11 protein-coding genes are annotated in these 18155 nt (G+C 40.2%); 6 read left to right on the forward strand and 5 right to left on the reverse strand.

Translation table 11 applies throughout. The annotated features are described in order from the left end of the window. Window positions 1–65 precede the first annotated feature (65 nt). The 3 genes from guaA to UYI_RS0125425 all read right to left on the reverse strand — a co-directional run bounded on the left by guaA (window position 66) and on the right by UYI_RS0125425 (window position 3481). A complete protein-coding gene (guaA, locus tag UYI_RS0125415) occupies window positions 66–1688 on the reverse strand; it encodes a glutamine-hydrolyzing GMP synthase (RefSeq protein ID WP_016869500.1) in 1623 nt (540 codons plus the stop codon). 486 nt (window positions 1689–2174) lie between these two features. After that, the gene (locus UYI_RS0125420) at window positions 2175–2474 is read right to left on the reverse strand and encodes a DUF7734 family protein (RefSeq protein ID WP_016869501.1); all 300 of its coding nucleotides are present in this window, start codon (window positions 2472–2474) and stop codon (window positions 2175–2177) included. 161 nt (window positions 2475–2635) lie between these two features. Then, window positions 2636–3481: a lysophospholipid acyltransferase family protein gene (locus tag UYI_RS0125425; protein ID WP_016869502.1), complete on the reverse strand. Its 846-nt coding sequence runs from the start codon at window positions 3479–3481 to the stop codon at window positions 2636–2638. 1145 nt (window positions 3482–4626) lie between these two features. Here UYI_RS0125425 and UYI_RS0125435 point away from each other — a divergent pair. Then, entirely contained in the window at window positions 4627–5520 is an 894-nt protein-coding gene (locus UYI_RS0125435) for a TauD/TfdA family dioxygenase (protein ID WP_016869504.1), read from the forward strand. Between the two features lie 20 nt (window positions 5521–5540). Beyond that, window positions 5541–6425 (forward strand): sulfite exporter TauE/SafE family protein, encoded by an 885-nt coding sequence (locus UYI_RS0125440; RefSeq protein ID WP_016869505.1) that lies wholly within the window; start codon window positions 5541–5543, stop codon window positions 6423–6425. Between the two features lie 110 nt (window positions 6426–6535). Here the strand turns inward: UYI_RS0125440 and UYI_RS0125445 are convergent, their stop codons facing one another. Both UYI_RS0125445 and UYI_RS0125450 read right to left on the reverse strand, forming a co-directional pair. Beyond that, window positions 6536–8152 carry an iron uptake porin gene (locus tag UYI_RS0125445; protein WP_016869506.1) on the reverse strand — a complete coding sequence of 539 codons (1617 nt, stop codon included), beginning with the start codon at window positions 8150–8152 and terminating at the stop codon, window positions 6536–6538. Window positions 8153–8297: 145 nt separating this feature from the next. Further along, the gene (locus tag UYI_RS0125450) at window positions 8298–9482 is read right to left on the reverse strand and encodes a PstS family phosphate ABC transporter substrate-binding protein (RefSeq protein WP_016869507.1); all 1185 of its coding nucleotides are present in this window, start codon (window positions 9480–9482) and stop codon (window positions 8298–8300) included. A gap of 408 nt (window positions 9483–9890) precedes the next feature. On the opposite strand from UYI_RS0125450, the gene UYI_RS0125455 reads away from it, so the two are divergent. The 4 genes from UYI_RS0125455 to cheB all read left to right on the forward strand — a co-directional run bounded on the left by UYI_RS0125455 (window position 9891) and on the right by cheB (window position 18134). Then, a complete protein-coding gene (locus UYI_RS0125455) occupies window positions 9891–11357 on the forward strand; it encodes a methyl-accepting chemotaxis protein (RefSeq protein ID WP_016869508.1) in 1467 nt (488 codons plus the stop codon). A gap of 684 nt (window positions 11358–12041) precedes the next feature. Next, window positions 12042–13952 (forward strand): methyl-accepting chemotaxis protein, encoded by a 1911-nt coding sequence (locus UYI_RS0125460; RefSeq protein WP_016869509.1) that lies wholly within the window; start codon window positions 12042–12044, stop codon window positions 13950–13952. 249 nt (window positions 13953–14201) lie between these two features. Beyond that, window positions 14202–16979, forward strand: coding sequence for a hybrid sensor histidine kinase/response regulator (locus UYI_RS0125465; protein ID WP_016869510.1), 2778 nt, complete (start codon window positions 14202–14204; stop codon window positions 16977–16979). 93 nt (window positions 16980–17072) lie between these two features. Beyond that, on the forward strand, window positions 17073–18134 hold the full coding sequence (gene cheB / locus UYI_RS0125470; protein WP_016869511.1) for a chemotaxis-specific protein-glutamate methyltransferase CheB: 1062 nt from the start codon (window positions 17073–17075) through the stop codon (window positions 18132–18134). The last annotated feature ends 21 nt before the right edge of the window (window positions 18135–18155 follow it).

The raw sequence follows: 18155 nt of genomic DNA on the forward strand, positions 1-18155 counted from the left end.
TTGGTTGCTGGTTGTTGGTTGTTTGTATTTCCAAACAACTACCAACTACCAACAAACAACAAAATTTACTCCCACTCAATAGTTCCAGGTGGCTTGGAGGTAATATCGTAAACTACCCGGTTAACTCCTTTAACTTCGTTAACAATCCGGTTGGAAATCACCTCTAGTACGTCGTATGGTACACGCGCCCAGTCTGCTGTCATGCCATCTTCGCTGGTGACGATGCGTAAGACAATGGGATAAGCGTAGGTACGTTGATCACCCATTACGCCCACGCTCTTAATTGGCAACAATACGGCAAAAGCTTGCCAGTACTCATGGTACAAGCCCCTTTGATTAATTTCTTGCCGGACAATTAAATCGGCATCCCGCAAAATCTTTAAGCGTTCGGCAGTGATTTCGCCCAAAATCCGAATCGCTAAACCTGGGCCAGGAAAGGGGTGACGCTGCACGATTTCTTCTGGCAACCCAATAGAACGACCGACTTTACGGACTTCATCTTTGAATAGTTTCCGCAGTGGTTCTACCAATTTAAATCGTAGGTCTTTGGGTAAGCCACCGACATTGTGATGGCTCTTAATTTTCACTGCTACTCGTTCCCCTGTCTGTGGGTCAACGTTGGTGTCAGCAGATTCAATCACGTCTGGATATAGCGTACCTTGCGCCAAGTAATCGAAGGGCCCAAGGCGTCTTGATTCCTCTTCAAATACTCTAATAAATTCGTGTCCAATAATACGACGTTTTTCTTCTGGTTCAGTAACACCACTGAGAGCTTTTAAGAAGCGATCGCGAGCATTAACGTACTCCACAGGAATATGGAACTGCTCTTGAAACAACTTCAACAATCGCTCTGGTTCATACTTCCGCATGAAGCCTTGGTCAATAAAGACACAAGTTAATTGCTCACCGATCGCTTTATGCAGCAAAAAGGCGAGGGTAGAGGAATCAACACCACCAGACAGGGCCAACAACACCCGCTTGTCACCGACTTTAGCGCGAATTTCACGAATTGATTCTTCGACAAAAGCGGCGGTTGTCCAAGTTGGTTCACACTCGCAAATATGGTAAACAAAATTGCGAATTAATGGCAGACCACCAATAGAATGTACTACCTCTGGATGGAACTGAACACCATAGAGTTTACGGTTGTGATCAGCGATCGCAGCACAAGGAGTATTTTCTGTATGTGCCAACAATTCAAACCCTGATGGCATTGATGTGACTGAGTCACCATGACTCATCCACATAGTTGTGCCATCTTCGACGTTGGTCAATAAATCTGTGGGATCATCTATATATAATGATGCTTTACCATACTCAGCTCGGTCAGCTCTGGCTACTTCCCCACCCAACTGCTGCACCATCAATTGCATACCATAGCAAACACCCAGGATGGGAATTCCTAAATGCCAAATTTCTGGGTCGCATTTGGGAGCGCCTTGGTCATAAACTGAACTGGGGCCACCAGAGAGTATGATTCCCTTAGGATTCAGCTTTCGCAGCTGTTCAATAGTGGTGCGATAGGAAAGAACTTCAGAATAAACTTGAGTTTCTCGAATTCGGCGGGCTATCAGTTCAGAATACTGAGAACCAAAATCGAGAATAACAATCATTTGGCGATTGATTTGTCCCAAATCTTCTACAATTTGAGACGCTTGTTCTGTTGGTAGGGTCACCGCTGTACTCATGATCAGGAGAGGTGTGTAATGTAAATAGAAAAATTGTTGCTCTACGGTCTTGCTAACACCATGTGTTCCTCAGCTTTCCCAAGCTTTTAGGGTTAAACTAACCCTATACAAACGCTACTAAACCGCGCTTGTCTTGCCCACGTATTAGTTAATGGTATTAAGAAGAAAAAGTTACCCTAGAGTGGTTAGTGAAAAATATATTTATTGGGGATTGTTATGATTATTCATAATAAATTAACATAATTTTGCGATTCGTGAACAAACTGTTTCGCGTTTTATGAGTATAGGGATTGGGGGTCGGGGAGGTGGGGAGATGGGGTAGTGGGGTGATGGGGTGATGAGGTGGTGTGAGGGATGTGTAGACGCGCAAGCGGCTTAAGGCAGGGTGGGGTATGAGGAGTGTGAGGAGTATTAAGCCACTAACAACTAACAACTAACAACTAACTACCAACAATCAACCACCAACCACCAACAACCAATCAATACCTATATCCGAAGTTGGGACAAGAGAGATTCCATATCTTTCCAAGTTAGTGCTTGTTGAATATAGCGGGGTGCTTCTGGGTTATAAGGACTCGCAACTATGTCTATTCTGAGAATATTTGCTTGCTCTGGCAAAACAGGCACATCGGGGTCGAAGGCTGTAGGACGCATCAAAGAACTCGAAAAGCCTTTATATATGGCAATTTGGTCTTCCTCTCCAGCAATTTCTACTGTTACCAATAAGACTTCTTGGGGACGTTGAATAGTGTATTGTTCCAGTCTTTTACCTGTAGCATTTTCCATTATGCCTAATCTGAATTAACCTGATTTCGATAGATGTCATAAGCCCAGCATCCCGCCCTCAAATAAATTTGGGGCGCGGGGCCAAAACCCACTTTTACAGTCACCAGTTAACTCACCAGTTAACAGTGATCAGTAATCAATAACTGCTAACTGATAACTGATTACTGCTTAATCAAATTATCCAACTCTTGCTGCATTTGACTACGGACAAGTTCGTAGCAAGCATTTACATAATCGCGATCGCACGCTGCTTCTCTACCATAGCGTTCAAAAACAATTGGTGGACAGACTCGCGTGTGGATGGGTACTGGTAAAGGAATGTTAGGTAAAGGCCCAAAGGACAATCCCCAAGGTAAACCTAAATAGATCGGAAAGACAACTGGGTCGATACCAAATAGCCAAGGCATTCCCCATTGATGCAATTGCTGTGCTAAGTCGTAACGCTCAGCAAGAATAATTAGTGTCTCATGAGCGCCAGTAGAAATGAGTGGTACTATGGGTACTTTTTCTCGTAGTGCTAGTTTGATAAAGCCTTGGCGTTCAGCAAAGTAGATTTGATTACGCAAAGAATAAGGTCGAAACAAATCTTCTGCACCACCAGGATACACGACTACGCTAGCGCCGGAACGCAAAGCTGCGATCGCCATTTTTGGATGGGCGATGATGGCTCCAACTTTAGCAGCTGTTTGTGCTATAATCGGGAACTCTTTCCAAACCGTGGGATGCATCAAACCGTAGATTGGTTTTTCCACACCAAAGCGTCTAAACCAGTCGTACATCATCATATGTGTGTCAGGAGCAGCAAGTCCGCCATTATGGGAACCTACGAATAAAACTTTTTCGTTGCCGGGAATATTTTCCCAGCCACTAGTCTGGACTCGAAAATAGTATTTATACAGCCACTCCCAAAAAGGCATCAAAAATTTGATAAATTGTGGATCTCGCTGATCCAAAGACCAGCCGATTTCGGTTTGTAGAGATAGTTGTTTTGACTTCTGTGTTGGCATTTCGCCTCAATTAATCTCCCTTTTGGTGGTAGTAAATTTGAGAGTGATGTGTAAGCGGTCGCGAATTCTCATTTTACTCAACAGGTGATAGATAAAATAAATATTTAAAAATGTCAGTATTATGTAATTTATCTAAATAACTCTTTTAGAGATTAATGTATTGCTTTATTTGCTTGATCAGTCTATAGTTTTAGAGGAAGAAAAATAATAGTCTTTTCTACCACTCATGCCCAAGCCAAAGTGTAAGGTTTTGAAAATGCACAATTTATTGAACTAGGTTGTGGGTAGAACGAAGAAAAGTTTCTAAACTTAATTCAGGGGATGCAAAACAGCGGGAGGATGTGATGATGCCCACGACTGTTATTAAAAGTGTGCTTGCACGACTAGTGAATGCTAGTTCTGGAACAGAAAAAGATTTGGTGCGCACATACTACTTTTTTTGCAACTATAATATTGGTTACCTGAACTATTGGTTATTTCTGGCCTAAATAGTGTTTAACCATATTAGCATTTGCTCCCATATATTATCCACAAGACTTTCATATTCGAGAATAACTTCCTAAGTCTGTAGAAGTTTACGTTGTGGATAGCAAGACTTCATGAAAAGAAGAATTAAAAGCTATTGATTCTGAAAAAGTAAAGCTTGAATTTTTATACCTGGGAGTCGGCTAACCCAGAAAATATATACCTGTAAACCTTCTCTAAGGTTAAAGCTTGCACCGATTTAAGTATAAAACTGTACTAAGCAAGGATATGTGCGATAAAGCCACATTATTTTTATGGGTTTTGATCGCTAAATCAAGGGCTTTTAGATTAATACTGAGTAACCAAATATTACCAAGAAATTTATTTGAATTATAGGACTTATACGCTTGAGGGGTGAAAATTTATTTCCTGATGGATAATCAATTTGGTGCAAAATCCAAGCTTATGAATTCGCTTATTTATTTTCACTGCTACGGATTTTAGTTACAATAAAAGCAACAACAAAATGACTATTTATGCAGAGAATCAACAATCTTAAGTCCTTACTTTTAACCAGCATTCTAGTTTGCAAGCATACTGCTAAAATTTATCCATTTGTGTTGTGAAAGTAATTTCATTCTGAAATCTAAACAAGTGCATCTAAACAAGGAGATCTAAGAATGGTCACAAATAATATCAACGCAGCCCAGTACAAATTTGATGTAAATTTACACAACGAAGAACTTCTTGATGCTACTAAACTCGATCTTAATCAGTTGACAATAAAAATTAGCAAAGTTGCAGAAATTTCCAATTCAGATTTACAAAGGTTGTTTGAAATATTTAATAAGTTTAAATTTGTCATTTTGGAATGTGAACCAATCCCGAATCTGCAAGAAAATTTGTTAGCTTTACAAAAGTATTTTGGCTCCATCAAGAAACATAAGCTTTCTGCTCCTAATGGTATTAGTACAATTGAAAACTTACGCGACTCTTCCCTTGCTAAAACTTACGTAGCTACAAGTAATATAACCCATTTCATGCATACAGATGGGTCTTTTGAAATGGAACCTCCTAAAATTGTTGCTATGCAGTGTGAAGTCCCCTCCAAAACAGGAGGATTATCTCAAATCATTTATGCTGAAACTGTCTATGAATATTTAAGAAACAACTATCCTGAAGAATTACAGAATTTGTTCAATTATCCATTGACTATAACCAGAGGTGAGCAAACAGGTAAACGAGCAATATTTACAGAGTACGAAGACAGAATATTCATGTGTTTTAGGGCAGATGCAATCATCTCAGTTGCGATTCCACCACAAATAGAAAGGGCTTACAATCTGATTAAAAATTATGTCAACGATACCAAGAATCAATTGATTTTTCAACTTCAACCTCATCAAATTATTATACTTGATAATGCAAGTGTTTTACACGGAAGAACATCTTTTCCAGAAAATGAATTTCGCAAACTAAATAGATTACACTTTAACGGAATTTCCGAATATTCTCATTATTTTCAGCTTGGTTTTATACCGAAATATAAGCAGTTAAGTAGTGAGAAAAATTAAAAATTGATTAGTAACAGTGCTTGAATACTCAAGCACTATTATTACCTGTGATTCATGAATTTCCACATATTTTAATCTTCATCAAGCCTATTAAAAATATTCAAGATAAATCGGGTGCATCAATGTTTAGTGCTAATAATTATTCAATCATCATTATTCTTGGAATTGTTTCCTTTGTTTTAAGCTTTTTTGGCGCTTCTGTAGGGTTGATGTTAGGTCAGATTCGGCTACCTTTAATTGTATATGCCTTACAATCAACTGCTAATGGAATAGGTATTGCCACAGGTACAAATCTAGCTACTGCTGCTATGGGCGCATGTGCTGGTACCTATTATCACATTAAGGAGGGTCGTGTTAATTATCGGGTAGTCTGTGCAATAGGTATTCCCTCAGCAATCGGTGCAATTATCAGTGTACTTGCCTTTGCTCGGATACAAGCAGATTGGATAAAAGTTGTTATCGGAATTGTACTTATTTACTCAAGCTTTCAGATAGCTAATCCCAAAAAACCTAATCAAGGTGAAGATAAACTTTCAACTCACCAACGTTTCTTGATTGAAATAGGAATTGGAGTAGGCTTAGGGTTACTAGCAGGTATAGTGGGTTTAGGATTAGCTAGTATCAGATTACCTGCCATGATTAAAGTTTTAGGTATGGAGCCAAAGGAAGCAGTAGGAACAAACTTAGCTATTAACTTTCTGACTCTAGCTACTGGTGGAACAGCTAGTATGTTGACTTTGGGAGTGCATTGGCCACTTCTTTTGTCACTCGTGCCAACAACGTTACTAGGTAGTTATATTGGAGCAAAAACTCTCAAAAAGATTGAATCTTCCAATCTCCGCAAACTAATTGCTTGGGTATTGGGTGGTACGGGAGCATTCATGATTGCTGAAAGTATGCATTAATTGCTCGGGTAATAGATAATTAGTTTTTCCCATTACCTATTACCCATTACCGATTACCGACATTCACAGATATGATAAGTCCTCAAACTGACATGATATCAGAAGTAGATTTAAAACTTGAAGGTAGTCCGAATTGTTCCTACAAATATAGTGTCGTTATTGTCATTATGTTCTGGATTAGTAATCACAAATAAACCAGGAGTAATGGCAATATTATCTGTAACCTGCAACCGATAAAAACCTTCTATGTGCAAAGAAGTATCTTGATCTTCTACCAGACTACTTTCTATAACTTTTGGTGGCATTCCTATGACGATCCCGGCTAAATTACCTTTTCCTCCTAAGTCTGGAAATGCCAATGTTACAGCGTAGTTCAAGATATCTGCGCTATCATCGCTGACTTCTGATCGTGCCAATGAATAAGCTAACCAACCAGAAAGAGTAAATTGAGAACTGATGCGCCAGCTAGTTTCTAAACCAAAGGAATCTGCTGAGGTAGAAACATTACCAAAAGGTCTGACAGCATTGGTACTACCCGTACTACCTGTGAGGTTGATACCACTATTACTACCTCCGGCATTATAGGAGCGGACATAAGTCAAGCCTAGATTTAAATTATTGATTGGCTCAAAGATGAATTGTGCTACAGCGCCATAGTTACCGTTGAACAGTCCGTTTTCACCACTAGAATCTTCAGGATCGCGAACCATATAGGCTAAATCGAGACTGGCGCGATCGCTAAATTGATAATTGACCACTAACCCAGTACTACCAGCCGTTCGGTAGATAGGGTTAAATCTTCCAAAACGCGAAATACTACCATTACCAGAACTTTCAAAGGGACTTAGGGTTTCCACAAGATGATTCAATTCTGTATTCGCAGCAGAAATTGCGACTCTTACCTTATCCCCTAAGGGAAAGTAATAGTACAAGTCATCTAACTCTACATCGTTATCTTCATTCCCATCAAAACCTAAACGGGTCATTCTAGTACCTGTGACGTTACCCTGAAATTCGGTGATATTTCTGGCTTGCAAGCGGACTCGCAGACGGTCTTTACCCATAAAGCTGGTATCAAAGTTCAGACGCACACGGTCTGCGAAGATAATATTATCTTGCAAATCTGGGTTGTTATCAGAATCGTTATCTTGATCGGCTGCATTGTCACCAAAAACACCAGCTACGGCAAATATCGCTTCACCATTAAGTTTTGTAGTGGTAGAAAATTGATTTGACTCTAGTTCAGCTGTGCGCGCTTCTAACGCATCGATACGACCGCGCAGTGTCGCTAATTCTGCTGAGAACTCCTCTTGCAGTCTTTGCAGTGTGGCTAAATCCTCTTTCGTCACCAAATCACTCGTAGCGCTAGCAATAAGTTCATTCACTCGGTCTAAACAAGCATTCAAACCAGCAGCAAATTCGTATCGCGTCATGGATCGATTGCCCCGGTACGTACCATTTGGGTAGCCAGCAATACAACCATATCGTTCTACCAGGGATTGTAGTGCTTGGAATGCCCAATCTGTAGGCTGTACATCAGATAACTGAGAAATAGAACTGACTTGTGCTTGATTATTTGGAGAAAGTTCAGCTATAGTTGTAAATTCTGGCTGAACTTGTTCATTTATAGATACTTCAGCTAAAACTGTTGAGGGTAAAACAGCAAAGCTTGCCACCACAACAGCAGGGCTAAGCAGCAAAAAATTTGACCAAACTCTAGATATCACTTAATTTACACCTAAATCTATCTAAATCTATTTATTTCTAGGGAATTTCTTTTGAAGCCAAGCAACACACTATGATTATTAAATGGTGGTTTGCGAGTCGTTTGTCTTTGCAAATTTATAGTTAACAAAGTACTCCAAAGGTGTTTCAGCGCAAGGGAACTAACCCGGCCTTTTCAACAATCTGCTGACCTTCTTTGGTTAGTAACATATTGACGTAGGCTTCTCCAGCTAGTTGATCGATCGTGTCATCAAGGCGATACACAATAAACATGCGTCGGGTCATAGGGTAAGAGGCATCGCGCAGTGCGGTAGTATTAACCTGCTTGTTATCATCTATAAAGGGTTGCACATAATCTTTGGTATTAGCTTGAGCGATAGCGAGAGGGCGGATTGTTTTTTGACCAAGAATTGGCCCACTTCCTCCAAAGGAAATTCCCCCAGGTGTTGCGGCAACCTTACGAATTATCTCAGTGTAATCACGGGCTAACTGTACCTTAGAACTGAGTTGATCTACTTCTTTTCCGAGAAGCTCATTCAATAAATTAGTAGATTTTGGGTCTCTAGCGAAAGGTGCGATCGCTAAATCCGGCCCTCCTACTTCCTTCCAGTTACTTATTTTGCCTTTGTATATGTCTTGCAGTTGATCAATTGAAAGCCCAGGAATAGAGATATTTTTATGGGTAAAGAAGACAAACATATCTAAAGCCACTGGCACTTGCTTGATCTGAAAGCCTCTTTGTAGAGCTTTGTTATAGTGTTCATCCTCAAGAGATGCTCCGTATAGAGTAAAGCTCAGTTGGCTATCAAGCACCATAGCCACACCCTTTTTGCCACCAGATTTACCGTCTCTAGGTTCAGTGAAGCGGAGGCGAAAATTTGGGTGAGATCTAGTGATAGCTTCGTGAAAGCCTTGAGCAGTCAAAGCTGCAAAAGTATTACCACCACCATAGTTAAATGTGCCGGAAGGTACATTTGCTACATCTTTGATCGAATCGTAAAGTTTAACATCAGGGGGGATATTCTGATTGCTACCACGGGAATTGACAACTCTAGTATCATCGCGATTATTCAGACTGCTAAAATTGCCAAAAAACGAGAAGATTAACCAACTAAGCAGCAGAAACAGCAGACCAAAACCAAGCCAAATTGCCCAAGGTGTGAGCAGCAATTCTCCCAACAATTTGGAATCTGGTTTAGTAGATTTATTAACTTTTTTTGCTGGAAAAACGTCTAGCGGTTGACCGCATTTTAAACAGTTTGTAGCTGTAACAGGATTGGTATCATAGCCACAATGGTTGCATACCATAACCTCTTGATTGTGATTATTCATTTTTTCTCCCAAGGTAGATGTTCGTACTAACGGTATTGCACCCAGGAGATTTCTGTATTATTGTAAAAAACTATCGGTAGATACTTAAGTACATTTATCAGAGCATAGGCTTTTTGGCAACACAACTGTAGAAATTTAGGTAAAGAGCGATCGCATCACCACAATGAAAGTATGTTGCTTGGTTCAGAACATTGCTTATTAAGATTTCTTAAGACTTATAAATTTTATTTAGAAAATGCTTTTTGAATCTGCTAATTACTCTTATTGAGTGTTGATTGTGAGGCAAGTGTTGTGGCTTGATCTCAAAAACTAACTGCAAGAAAGTTAAGAGTGAATTAAAAATCTTAACCAGGGTGTTCACTGTTATTAAAAATCATGTTTGCGTTAAGTATTCGAGGAATAAAAATCATGCAAAAGCAAGTGCAACGCCCTTTGAAAGTTAATCAAATTGTACCTATAGGTTTTGGTATTGTCCTCATATTGACAGGTATTGTAACGACAATTTCGGAAATTTCTAAAGCTAAGTTAAAACAAATGCACAAAATCGAGGAGTATACATATGAAGTTAAGCTACTGCTAAAGCAGTTGGAGAAAGATATAGTAGATGCTGAGACAGGACAGCGTGGATTTTTGCTCACTGGCAAAGAAAACTATCTGCAACGCTTTGCAACTTTACAAAACAATTTTCAAGCGCGTAGTCAGGATTTGAAAAAGCTAGTTAATGACGAGTCATCTCAGATCGAAAAAACTGACCAAATTATACAATTAGCTCAGACAAAATTTTCCGAATTAGAACAAACTATTGCTCTGAAAAAAGCAGGAAAAGATCAAGAAATTCTTGCTGTGCTAGCTTCCAACAAAGGAGAGCAAATTATGAATGACATCAAAGCTACACTAGCTGAAATGGAGCAACAAGAACAGAGGCTTTTACAGCAAACAGAAGCAGCATCAAATCAATTTCAGCAATTGTCAACTATTATTAATTGGGGTGGATGGCTTGTTAGTGTTGGGGCTGGAATTTATATCTCATTTTACGTCATCCGCCGTATCATGCAGCCAATTAACGAAGCCGCCTATGCAGTCGCGACCTCTTCCGGGGATATTGCTACTAGTGTATTTGAGCAGGAACGTATCATTTTGCAACAATCTGCTTCAGTGAATCAAACAACCACTACCATTGATGAGGTAGGGACTTCTGCACTCCAGTCAGCCGAACAAGCCGAAACCTCTGCCAACGGAGCTAAGCAAGCATTAACTCTCGCGGAAGAAGGAACTACAACAGTTAGTCTCACGATTGCAGGAATCTCGCAGTTAAGAGATCAGGTAATGGCGATCGCTAATCAGACCACACACTTAAGTGAACAGACTACTCAAATCTCTACAATTTCTGATTTAGTAGCAGAATTGGCAAACCAAACCAATATGTTGGCTTTGAATGCTGAAGTCGAAGCAGCGCGTGCAGGTGAGCAGGGTAAAGGCTTTGCAGTGGTAGCTAATGAGATTCGCAAACTCGCTGACCAAAGTCGGAAATCAGCTGATCAGATCAGTGTCTTAGTTAATCAAGTACAAGTGGCTATTAACTCTGCGGTAATGGTGACTGATGAGGGTACTAAAAAAGCAACCGAAGGGATCAAACTGGCTCAAGAAACGGGGGATGCATTCGCAAGTATCGCAGATGCTGTCAATCAGGTATTTCTGAACAATCAACAGATTGTCCTCAATGCTAGACAGCAAGCTATTGCTGTACAGCAGGTTGTATCAGCAATGAGTGCAATCAATTTGGGGGCAAAAGAAACCGCTACTGGAATTTCTTTGGTCAAAAATGCCACTATCAACCTCAACGAAACTGTTCAAAAACTGAAGAATCTAGTGTAGTAATTTTATATTGTTTGTACATGAGCGATCGCATTCCACAAGATTTAGTTGAGGCTGAACAATTCTCAATTTCGTAGATCATAAGTTTATAGAGCCGGATATTTACAATTAATACTGTTGCACAAATGCTCACTTTTCTTCAGGGTGAGGTATAATCTGCGAAATCTACCAAATTGCCACAGGTGTTGAGAGTTACTTCAGCATTTGCCTCTGTGGATTGTCGTCCAAGGCTATTGGAAAAATTGACGCAAGACGCCGATGTTTTCCTTATAATCTGGCACGGGTGCTAAAAGCATGAAAGTATTTGTCTAAAGTTGTTCGCTTGCTTATGCTGGTTAAACGGAAAATTTAAATGTGTGCTTGCCTCTAAAACACTAATTTTGCATCAGCAATCATCAAGGTGGCTAAAAAATTTCCAGGGTGTTTGTTGGTTTACCTAGCAACCTAGTAGAACTTTGTGATCCCAGAGGTTGTACAGCAAATTCTTATCTTGATACAGATAAGGGGTAATTCTGCTGAATTTTGTTCATACATTTACCAGTATGTAAAACTGTGAATTCACTCTTCATCAGTAATGAGTAATAGGAAATAAAACTACCAAATACCGATTACCAATTACCCATTACCCATTACCAAATCTATCTGTATTCACCAAAACTCTCTAATTATTATAACTAACCAGCCATGTTGAAGAAACTTTTCAAAATATTACCCAGTCAATTCAAACTTCAGGATCAATTTATCATTTTACTAATTTTTAGTACTATTATTCCTGTCTCCATTGTTGGCTTGTATGGTATTTATTCCTCCTCCAGCAATCTATCAGAAGTTGCAAAGGAAAAAATGGAGGCGGAGTCAACAAAAGAAGCTAACAAAATTAACGCATTTCTCAATGGTGTGAGTGATGATGTTTTATTGTTGAGCAAAACCCCGCCTATTCAAGGCATTATCAGAGCCAAAGATAATGGCGGAGTCGATGGGCAACTTAATTTATCCTACAATGCTTGGGTTGGGCAGTTACAAACCTTATTTACTGCCATGATGGAACGCAAGTCCCAGTATATGCAACTTCGATATATAGACGAAAAGGGTAGAGAAATAGTACGAGTTGATTCAGATGGCTCAAATATTAAAGTTATCTCCGAAGCAGAACTACAAAACAAGGGAGATAGACCATACTTTACAGAAACAATGAAGCTTGCATCTGGTAGCATGTATGTCTCACGGGTGGATCTAAATCAGGAACGTGGTCAAATAGAAAGACCTTTTAAACCAGTGATTCGATATGCTACCCCAATAGTTGATTCTAGTGGTCAAAAAAGAGGAATAGTCATCGCCAATGTATTTGCCAAAAAATTTATAGACACTTTTAAAGGTGTTAATCAACAGGAAGAAGCAGAAAATATATATAAAGAGCAACAGAAGTTTATTGTCAATCAAAATGGCTACTACATCTCCCATCCTATCCCAGAAAAAGAGTGGGGATTTGAATTCAAAAAAGACGACAAATTAGATAAAGATTTTTCCGTAGAAATTTCTCGAGAAATATTAAGTAGAGAAAAAGGATTTATTGATAATGGGGAGTATCTATTTACATTCCATAGAGTTGACCCCAGCCCAAACCAGCCAGAATTTTTAGTAGTTTTGAATAAAGTTCCCAACAAAAGTGTATTTGCTGCTGTTAACACATTTAAGATAGTCGCCTTCTTGATTATTATTGTTTCTTTGGCTGTGGTGTTACCGTTGGGATTTATTCGGGCACGCCAAATTGTAAATCTGATTAAGCAATTGGTTAATATAATATCCGCCTCTATTCAACAAACTTTCTCTGGCTTGGATCAACAAGCACGCATAGCAGGTCAGCAAGCTGCCTCGGTGCATGAAACCACAACCACAATGGACGAACTGGAGGCTTCCTGTAGACAATCAACTCAACAAGCCAAAGCTGCCACTACCGCCGCGCAACAGGCTTTGACACTTGCAGAAGGTGGCAGCCAAGCAGTGAAGGAAACCCTAGAAGGTATGTTCATCTTAGAAAAAAAAGTATCAGCGATCGCAGCACAAATTGTGCATCTGAGTGAGCAAGCCAATCAAATTGCTAGCATTTCCCAGATTGTTTCTGACTTGGCAAACCAAACTAATATGTTGGCGCTCAACTCCTCGGTGGAAGCAGTACGCGCTGGAGAGTATGGAAAAGGCTTTGCTGTAGTTGCCAATGAAATTCGCAGATTATCCGACCAAAGTCAAAAATCTGCTGAAAAAATTAATGTCTTAGTTTCCAATATCCAAAAAGCAATTAATTCAACAGTGATGGTAACAGAAGAAGGCACTAAGACAGTAAAAACGGGAGTAGAAAATGCCCAAAAAACAGATCAAGCCTTTGCTGGAGTGACGGATGCCATTAATTATATGGTTGTGAACAATCAACAAATTTCACTCAATCTCAAGCAGCAATTGGACGCCATCCAACAAGTTGTCCAAGCAATGGACATTATCAACAAAGGGGCACAAGAAACTGCTGCTGGTATCAATCAAACCAAGTTGGGTACTGAGCAACTAAGCGATGTGGCTTTGACTCTGCAACGGATGGTGTAGCTAGGAGTGATGGGGAGGTGGGGAGGTGGGGAGGTGGGGAACTCACCGGCCCCCACTCCCTTGGGGGAGTGGGGATTAGGGGCAGTGTGGAGTATGGGGAGTAGTAAACCACTAACTACTAACCACTAACTACTAACCAATGTAGAGACGTGCCATGGCACGTCTGGTACAACAACCAACAAACAACAACCAACAAACAACTACTAACCATTGACAATTGACCATTGACAATTGACCAATGACTAAATCATGTTTATAGAAGATGAAGAACTCCGGAGTCTGTATAAAATCTCCAGCGAGGAAAATTTACAGAAACTGACAAATGGTTTACTGCATCTACAACAGCAGCCAAAGGATGAAGCTGAAGCTACTTTAGAAAAGTTGGTGAGGGTAGTCCACAGCCTTAAAGGCGACTCCAGAATTATTGGTGTAGAAGATGTGGTAACTCTGGGCGATCAGGTTGAAAAAATTCTCTTGAGCTTGAAGCGCCAAGAAATGATCTTAACCCCAGAGTTGAGCGATCGCCTTTATCTAGGATTGGATGCAATTGGTTTTTTGGTACACGAAGTTGTGACTGGTGAAGCAACTGGGGTGGATACCGCCGACATCCTCGAACAATTGATGGTAACAGTTGCACAGTCAAAACCACAAAAGCAGGAAATAGTTCCAGAAGTACAACTAGTTCTTGCCTCACAAGGATCAGTTGAACAGAATAACCGAAATACCACAAGCACTAATGAGTTCCAAGACGCGTCCTGCCACGTCTCTACAACAACCACAAGCAACGCTCCTCAATCAAGATTCACCTTAATAGAAGACAATGAACTGCGAGATATTTATCAAACGACTAGCGAAGAACGGTTGCAGAAACTGGCAGCTGGTTTACTACAACTGCAAAACCAGCCAGAAGACGAGGCCACGTTACAACAGTTGCTACGGGAAGCCCACAGCTTGAAGGGAGACTCCCGCAGCTTAGGAGTAGATAATGTAGTTACTCTCACCCATCAACTCGAAGAGATTCTGTTGGGGATCAAACGCCAAGAAATGACCTTAACTCCAGAGTTGAGCGATCGCCTTTATCAAGGATTGGATGCGATCGGTTTTTTGGTATACGAAGCCGTGACTGGTGAAGCAACAGGGGTAGATACCGCGGAGATACTTAATAATTTAGTGGGAGTTGTGACTCCATCCACAGCCCCAGAATCTTTACCAGTTCTGCCTGAACTTTCTCCACTCCCCACCCCAACTTCTATCAAGCCAGTCATCCAAGATTTACCCCCTCCATCCTTAGGAGTTAGTCAACCCTATCACATCGACACAATTCGCGTTCAAACTCACCATTTAGACACCCTAATTACACAGACTGAGGAACTAACTCTTACCAAAAATGCTATAGCTCATACCGCCACTGCCATTGAGGAAATAACAACCCTCTGGGAAGAGTGGAAAGCTTTTTATAGCCAAGCCAAACTTACTGAGTCGTCATCACTAAACACTGATTCCTACACAGAACGCTTAGAAAAAAGAATCTACTCTTTAAGAAATTCAATTCAAGAACACAGTACTAAATTAGACTTTATTGCTGGAGAATTAAGAGACAAAATTCGCACCCTCCGGCTTCTACCTCTGTCCACCGTGTTTGATTTGCTTAAGCGCACAGTGCGAGATTTAGCCAAACAACAATCCAAACAAGTGGAATTAATCGTATCAGGAGAAGAAATCACCACAGACAAACGTATCCTCGAAGAAATCAAAGATCCCCTAATGCACATGGTTCGCAATGCCATAGATCATGGCATTGAGACTCCTGGTGAGCGAGAAAAACTTGGTAAATCTCCCGTCGCCACTATTTCCTTGAGGGGCTACCAAACTGCCAACAACATTGTCATAGAAGTAGCAGATGATGGGCGAGGGCTAGACATTGAGAAAATCAAACAAACCGCCTTCAAACGTGGAATGTACAGTTATAAAGAACTGGAAACCATGGCTCCCAGCCAAATTCATGCCTTGATTTTGGCTCCTGGCTTCTCAACCCAAACTTTTATTACAGAAATTTCTGGTAGAGGAATCGGTTTAGATGTAGTACGCACAAGTATCGAACGCCTCAAAGGCAATATTGAAATCGAATCAACCCCAACTCAAGGATGCACCTTCCGCATCCAGCTAAGTACAACCTTGGCGATTAACAATGTACTGCTATTTGAAGTTCAAGGTATTGTTCATGCTCTACCTGTTGAGTTTGTACAAAGGACTTTATTTATCTCCCCCAATCAAATCTTCACCAACGAAGACTGCAAAACGATTAACTTGGACGGTCGGTCGGTTTCGGTTGCAAATCTGGCTGATTTGCTAGAACTTTCAAACTCTCCTGCTTATCCCCAAATCGCCAAAATTGAACCAGAAAACCAAACTCAGCAACCTTGTATCTTGATCAAGGTGGGAGAAGAAGTATTTGGATTGTTTGTCGATCGCCTCATGCAAACTCAACAAGTTGTAATTAAACCTCAAAGTCAGTTATTAAAGCGGGTACGTAATGTTAGTGGAGCAACAATTCTCGGTTCTGGAGAAGTTTGTATGATTCTTAACGCCTCCGATTTGCTCAAATCTTTACAGCAACAAACTACACCTGTAGTTTCGGCAAAACCAAGGAAAACAGTCAAAACCAAGCCGCTCATTCTCTTAGTAGAAGATTCTATCCCCGTTCGCACCCAAGAAAAACGGCTCTTAGAGAAAGCTGGATATGAAGTAGTAGTAGCAGAAGATGGACTAGATGGCTATAACAAACTCCAAACTCATGCTTTTGATGCGGTCATCTCTGACGTGGAAATGCCCAATCTGGATGGATTATCACTGACTAAGAAAATACGTCAGCATCCTGAATATCAGACATTGCCAATAATTTTAGTGACAACGCTGGCTTCCGATGCAGATAAAGCCAGGGGAGCTGATGTTGGGGCGAATGCGTATATTATCAAAAGTAATTTTAATCAGGATGTTCTCTTAGAAATATTAGGAAGATTGATTTAGTTAATATGTGTTGATAGTTGTTCGTTGTTTGTTGTTTGGAAGCAACAAGCCATAACAACCAACTACCAACAAATAACAACCAACAAATAACAAATGAATATTCGAGTTCTGTTAGTTGAAGATTCACAAATTGCTCTTGTACTTTTAAAAAGAATTTTGAAATCATCATCGGACATTGAAGTTGTAGGAGAAGCCCATACTGGTTTAGAAGCTTTGAAACTGATTCCTAAACTTGAACCAGATGTAATTTGTACAGATCTCCATATGCCCCACATGAATGGTTTAGAGTTGACAAATGAAGTGATGGCACTCTATCCACGACCAATTTTGGTAATTAGTGTTTCTGTACAAACAGATGATTCCAGAAATATTTTTCAGCTTTTAGATGCAGGAGCAGTAGATATTTTTCCTAAGCCAACTTTAGGACTATTAGCAGATGATGAGGTATTTAGAAATGAGTTAATTAACAAAATTAAAATTTTATCTGGAGTAAAAGTATTTCGGAAAAAGCGGAAACTGCCTACACAAAATTTACTAGTAGAAAATCTTGCTACTTTCTCTTCTAAATCTCTTGCTAGACCAAAAGTCGTAGTCATTGGTGCATCTACAGGTGGTCCCCAAGCTCTGAAAGAGTTGCTATCTAAATTACCATTAGATTTTCCCCTACCAGTGATTTGTATACAACACATTTATGTCGGTTTTTTGCAGGGATTACTTGATTGGTTAGCTGTTGGTTGTCGATTGCCAATTCAAATTGCCCAACCAGGGGATATGCCAAAGCCAGGGAGAATTTATTTTCCCCCAGAACAACAGCATTTAGAACTGGATGAAAGGGGTAGATTTATTTACTCTGACTCACCACCAGTAGCAGGACATCGCCCTTCAGTGACTGTCACATTTACATCTGTTGCTAAATTTTATGGTCAAGCATGTGTAGGAATCTTGTTAACTGGTATGGGTAGAGATGGAGCAGAGGGAATGCAGGCGATCGCTCAAGCTGGTGGTTTCACCATCGCTCAAGATGAAGCTTCTTCTGTTGTGTTTGGAATGCCCAAAGCAGCAATAGATTTAGGGGCCGCAAAACAGGTTTTACCAATTCATGCGATCGCGCCAAGGCTGATTTCTTTGTTGCAAAACAGTTTTCTGGATTTGTGAAGAAAATAATTAGGAGTCAAA

The sequence above is a fragment of the Fischerella muscicola PCC 7414 genome, assembly GCF_000317205.1.
In the GTDB taxonomy this organism is placed as follows: domain Bacteria; phylum Cyanobacteriota; class Cyanobacteriia; order Cyanobacteriales; family Nostocaceae; genus Fischerella; species Fischerella muscicola.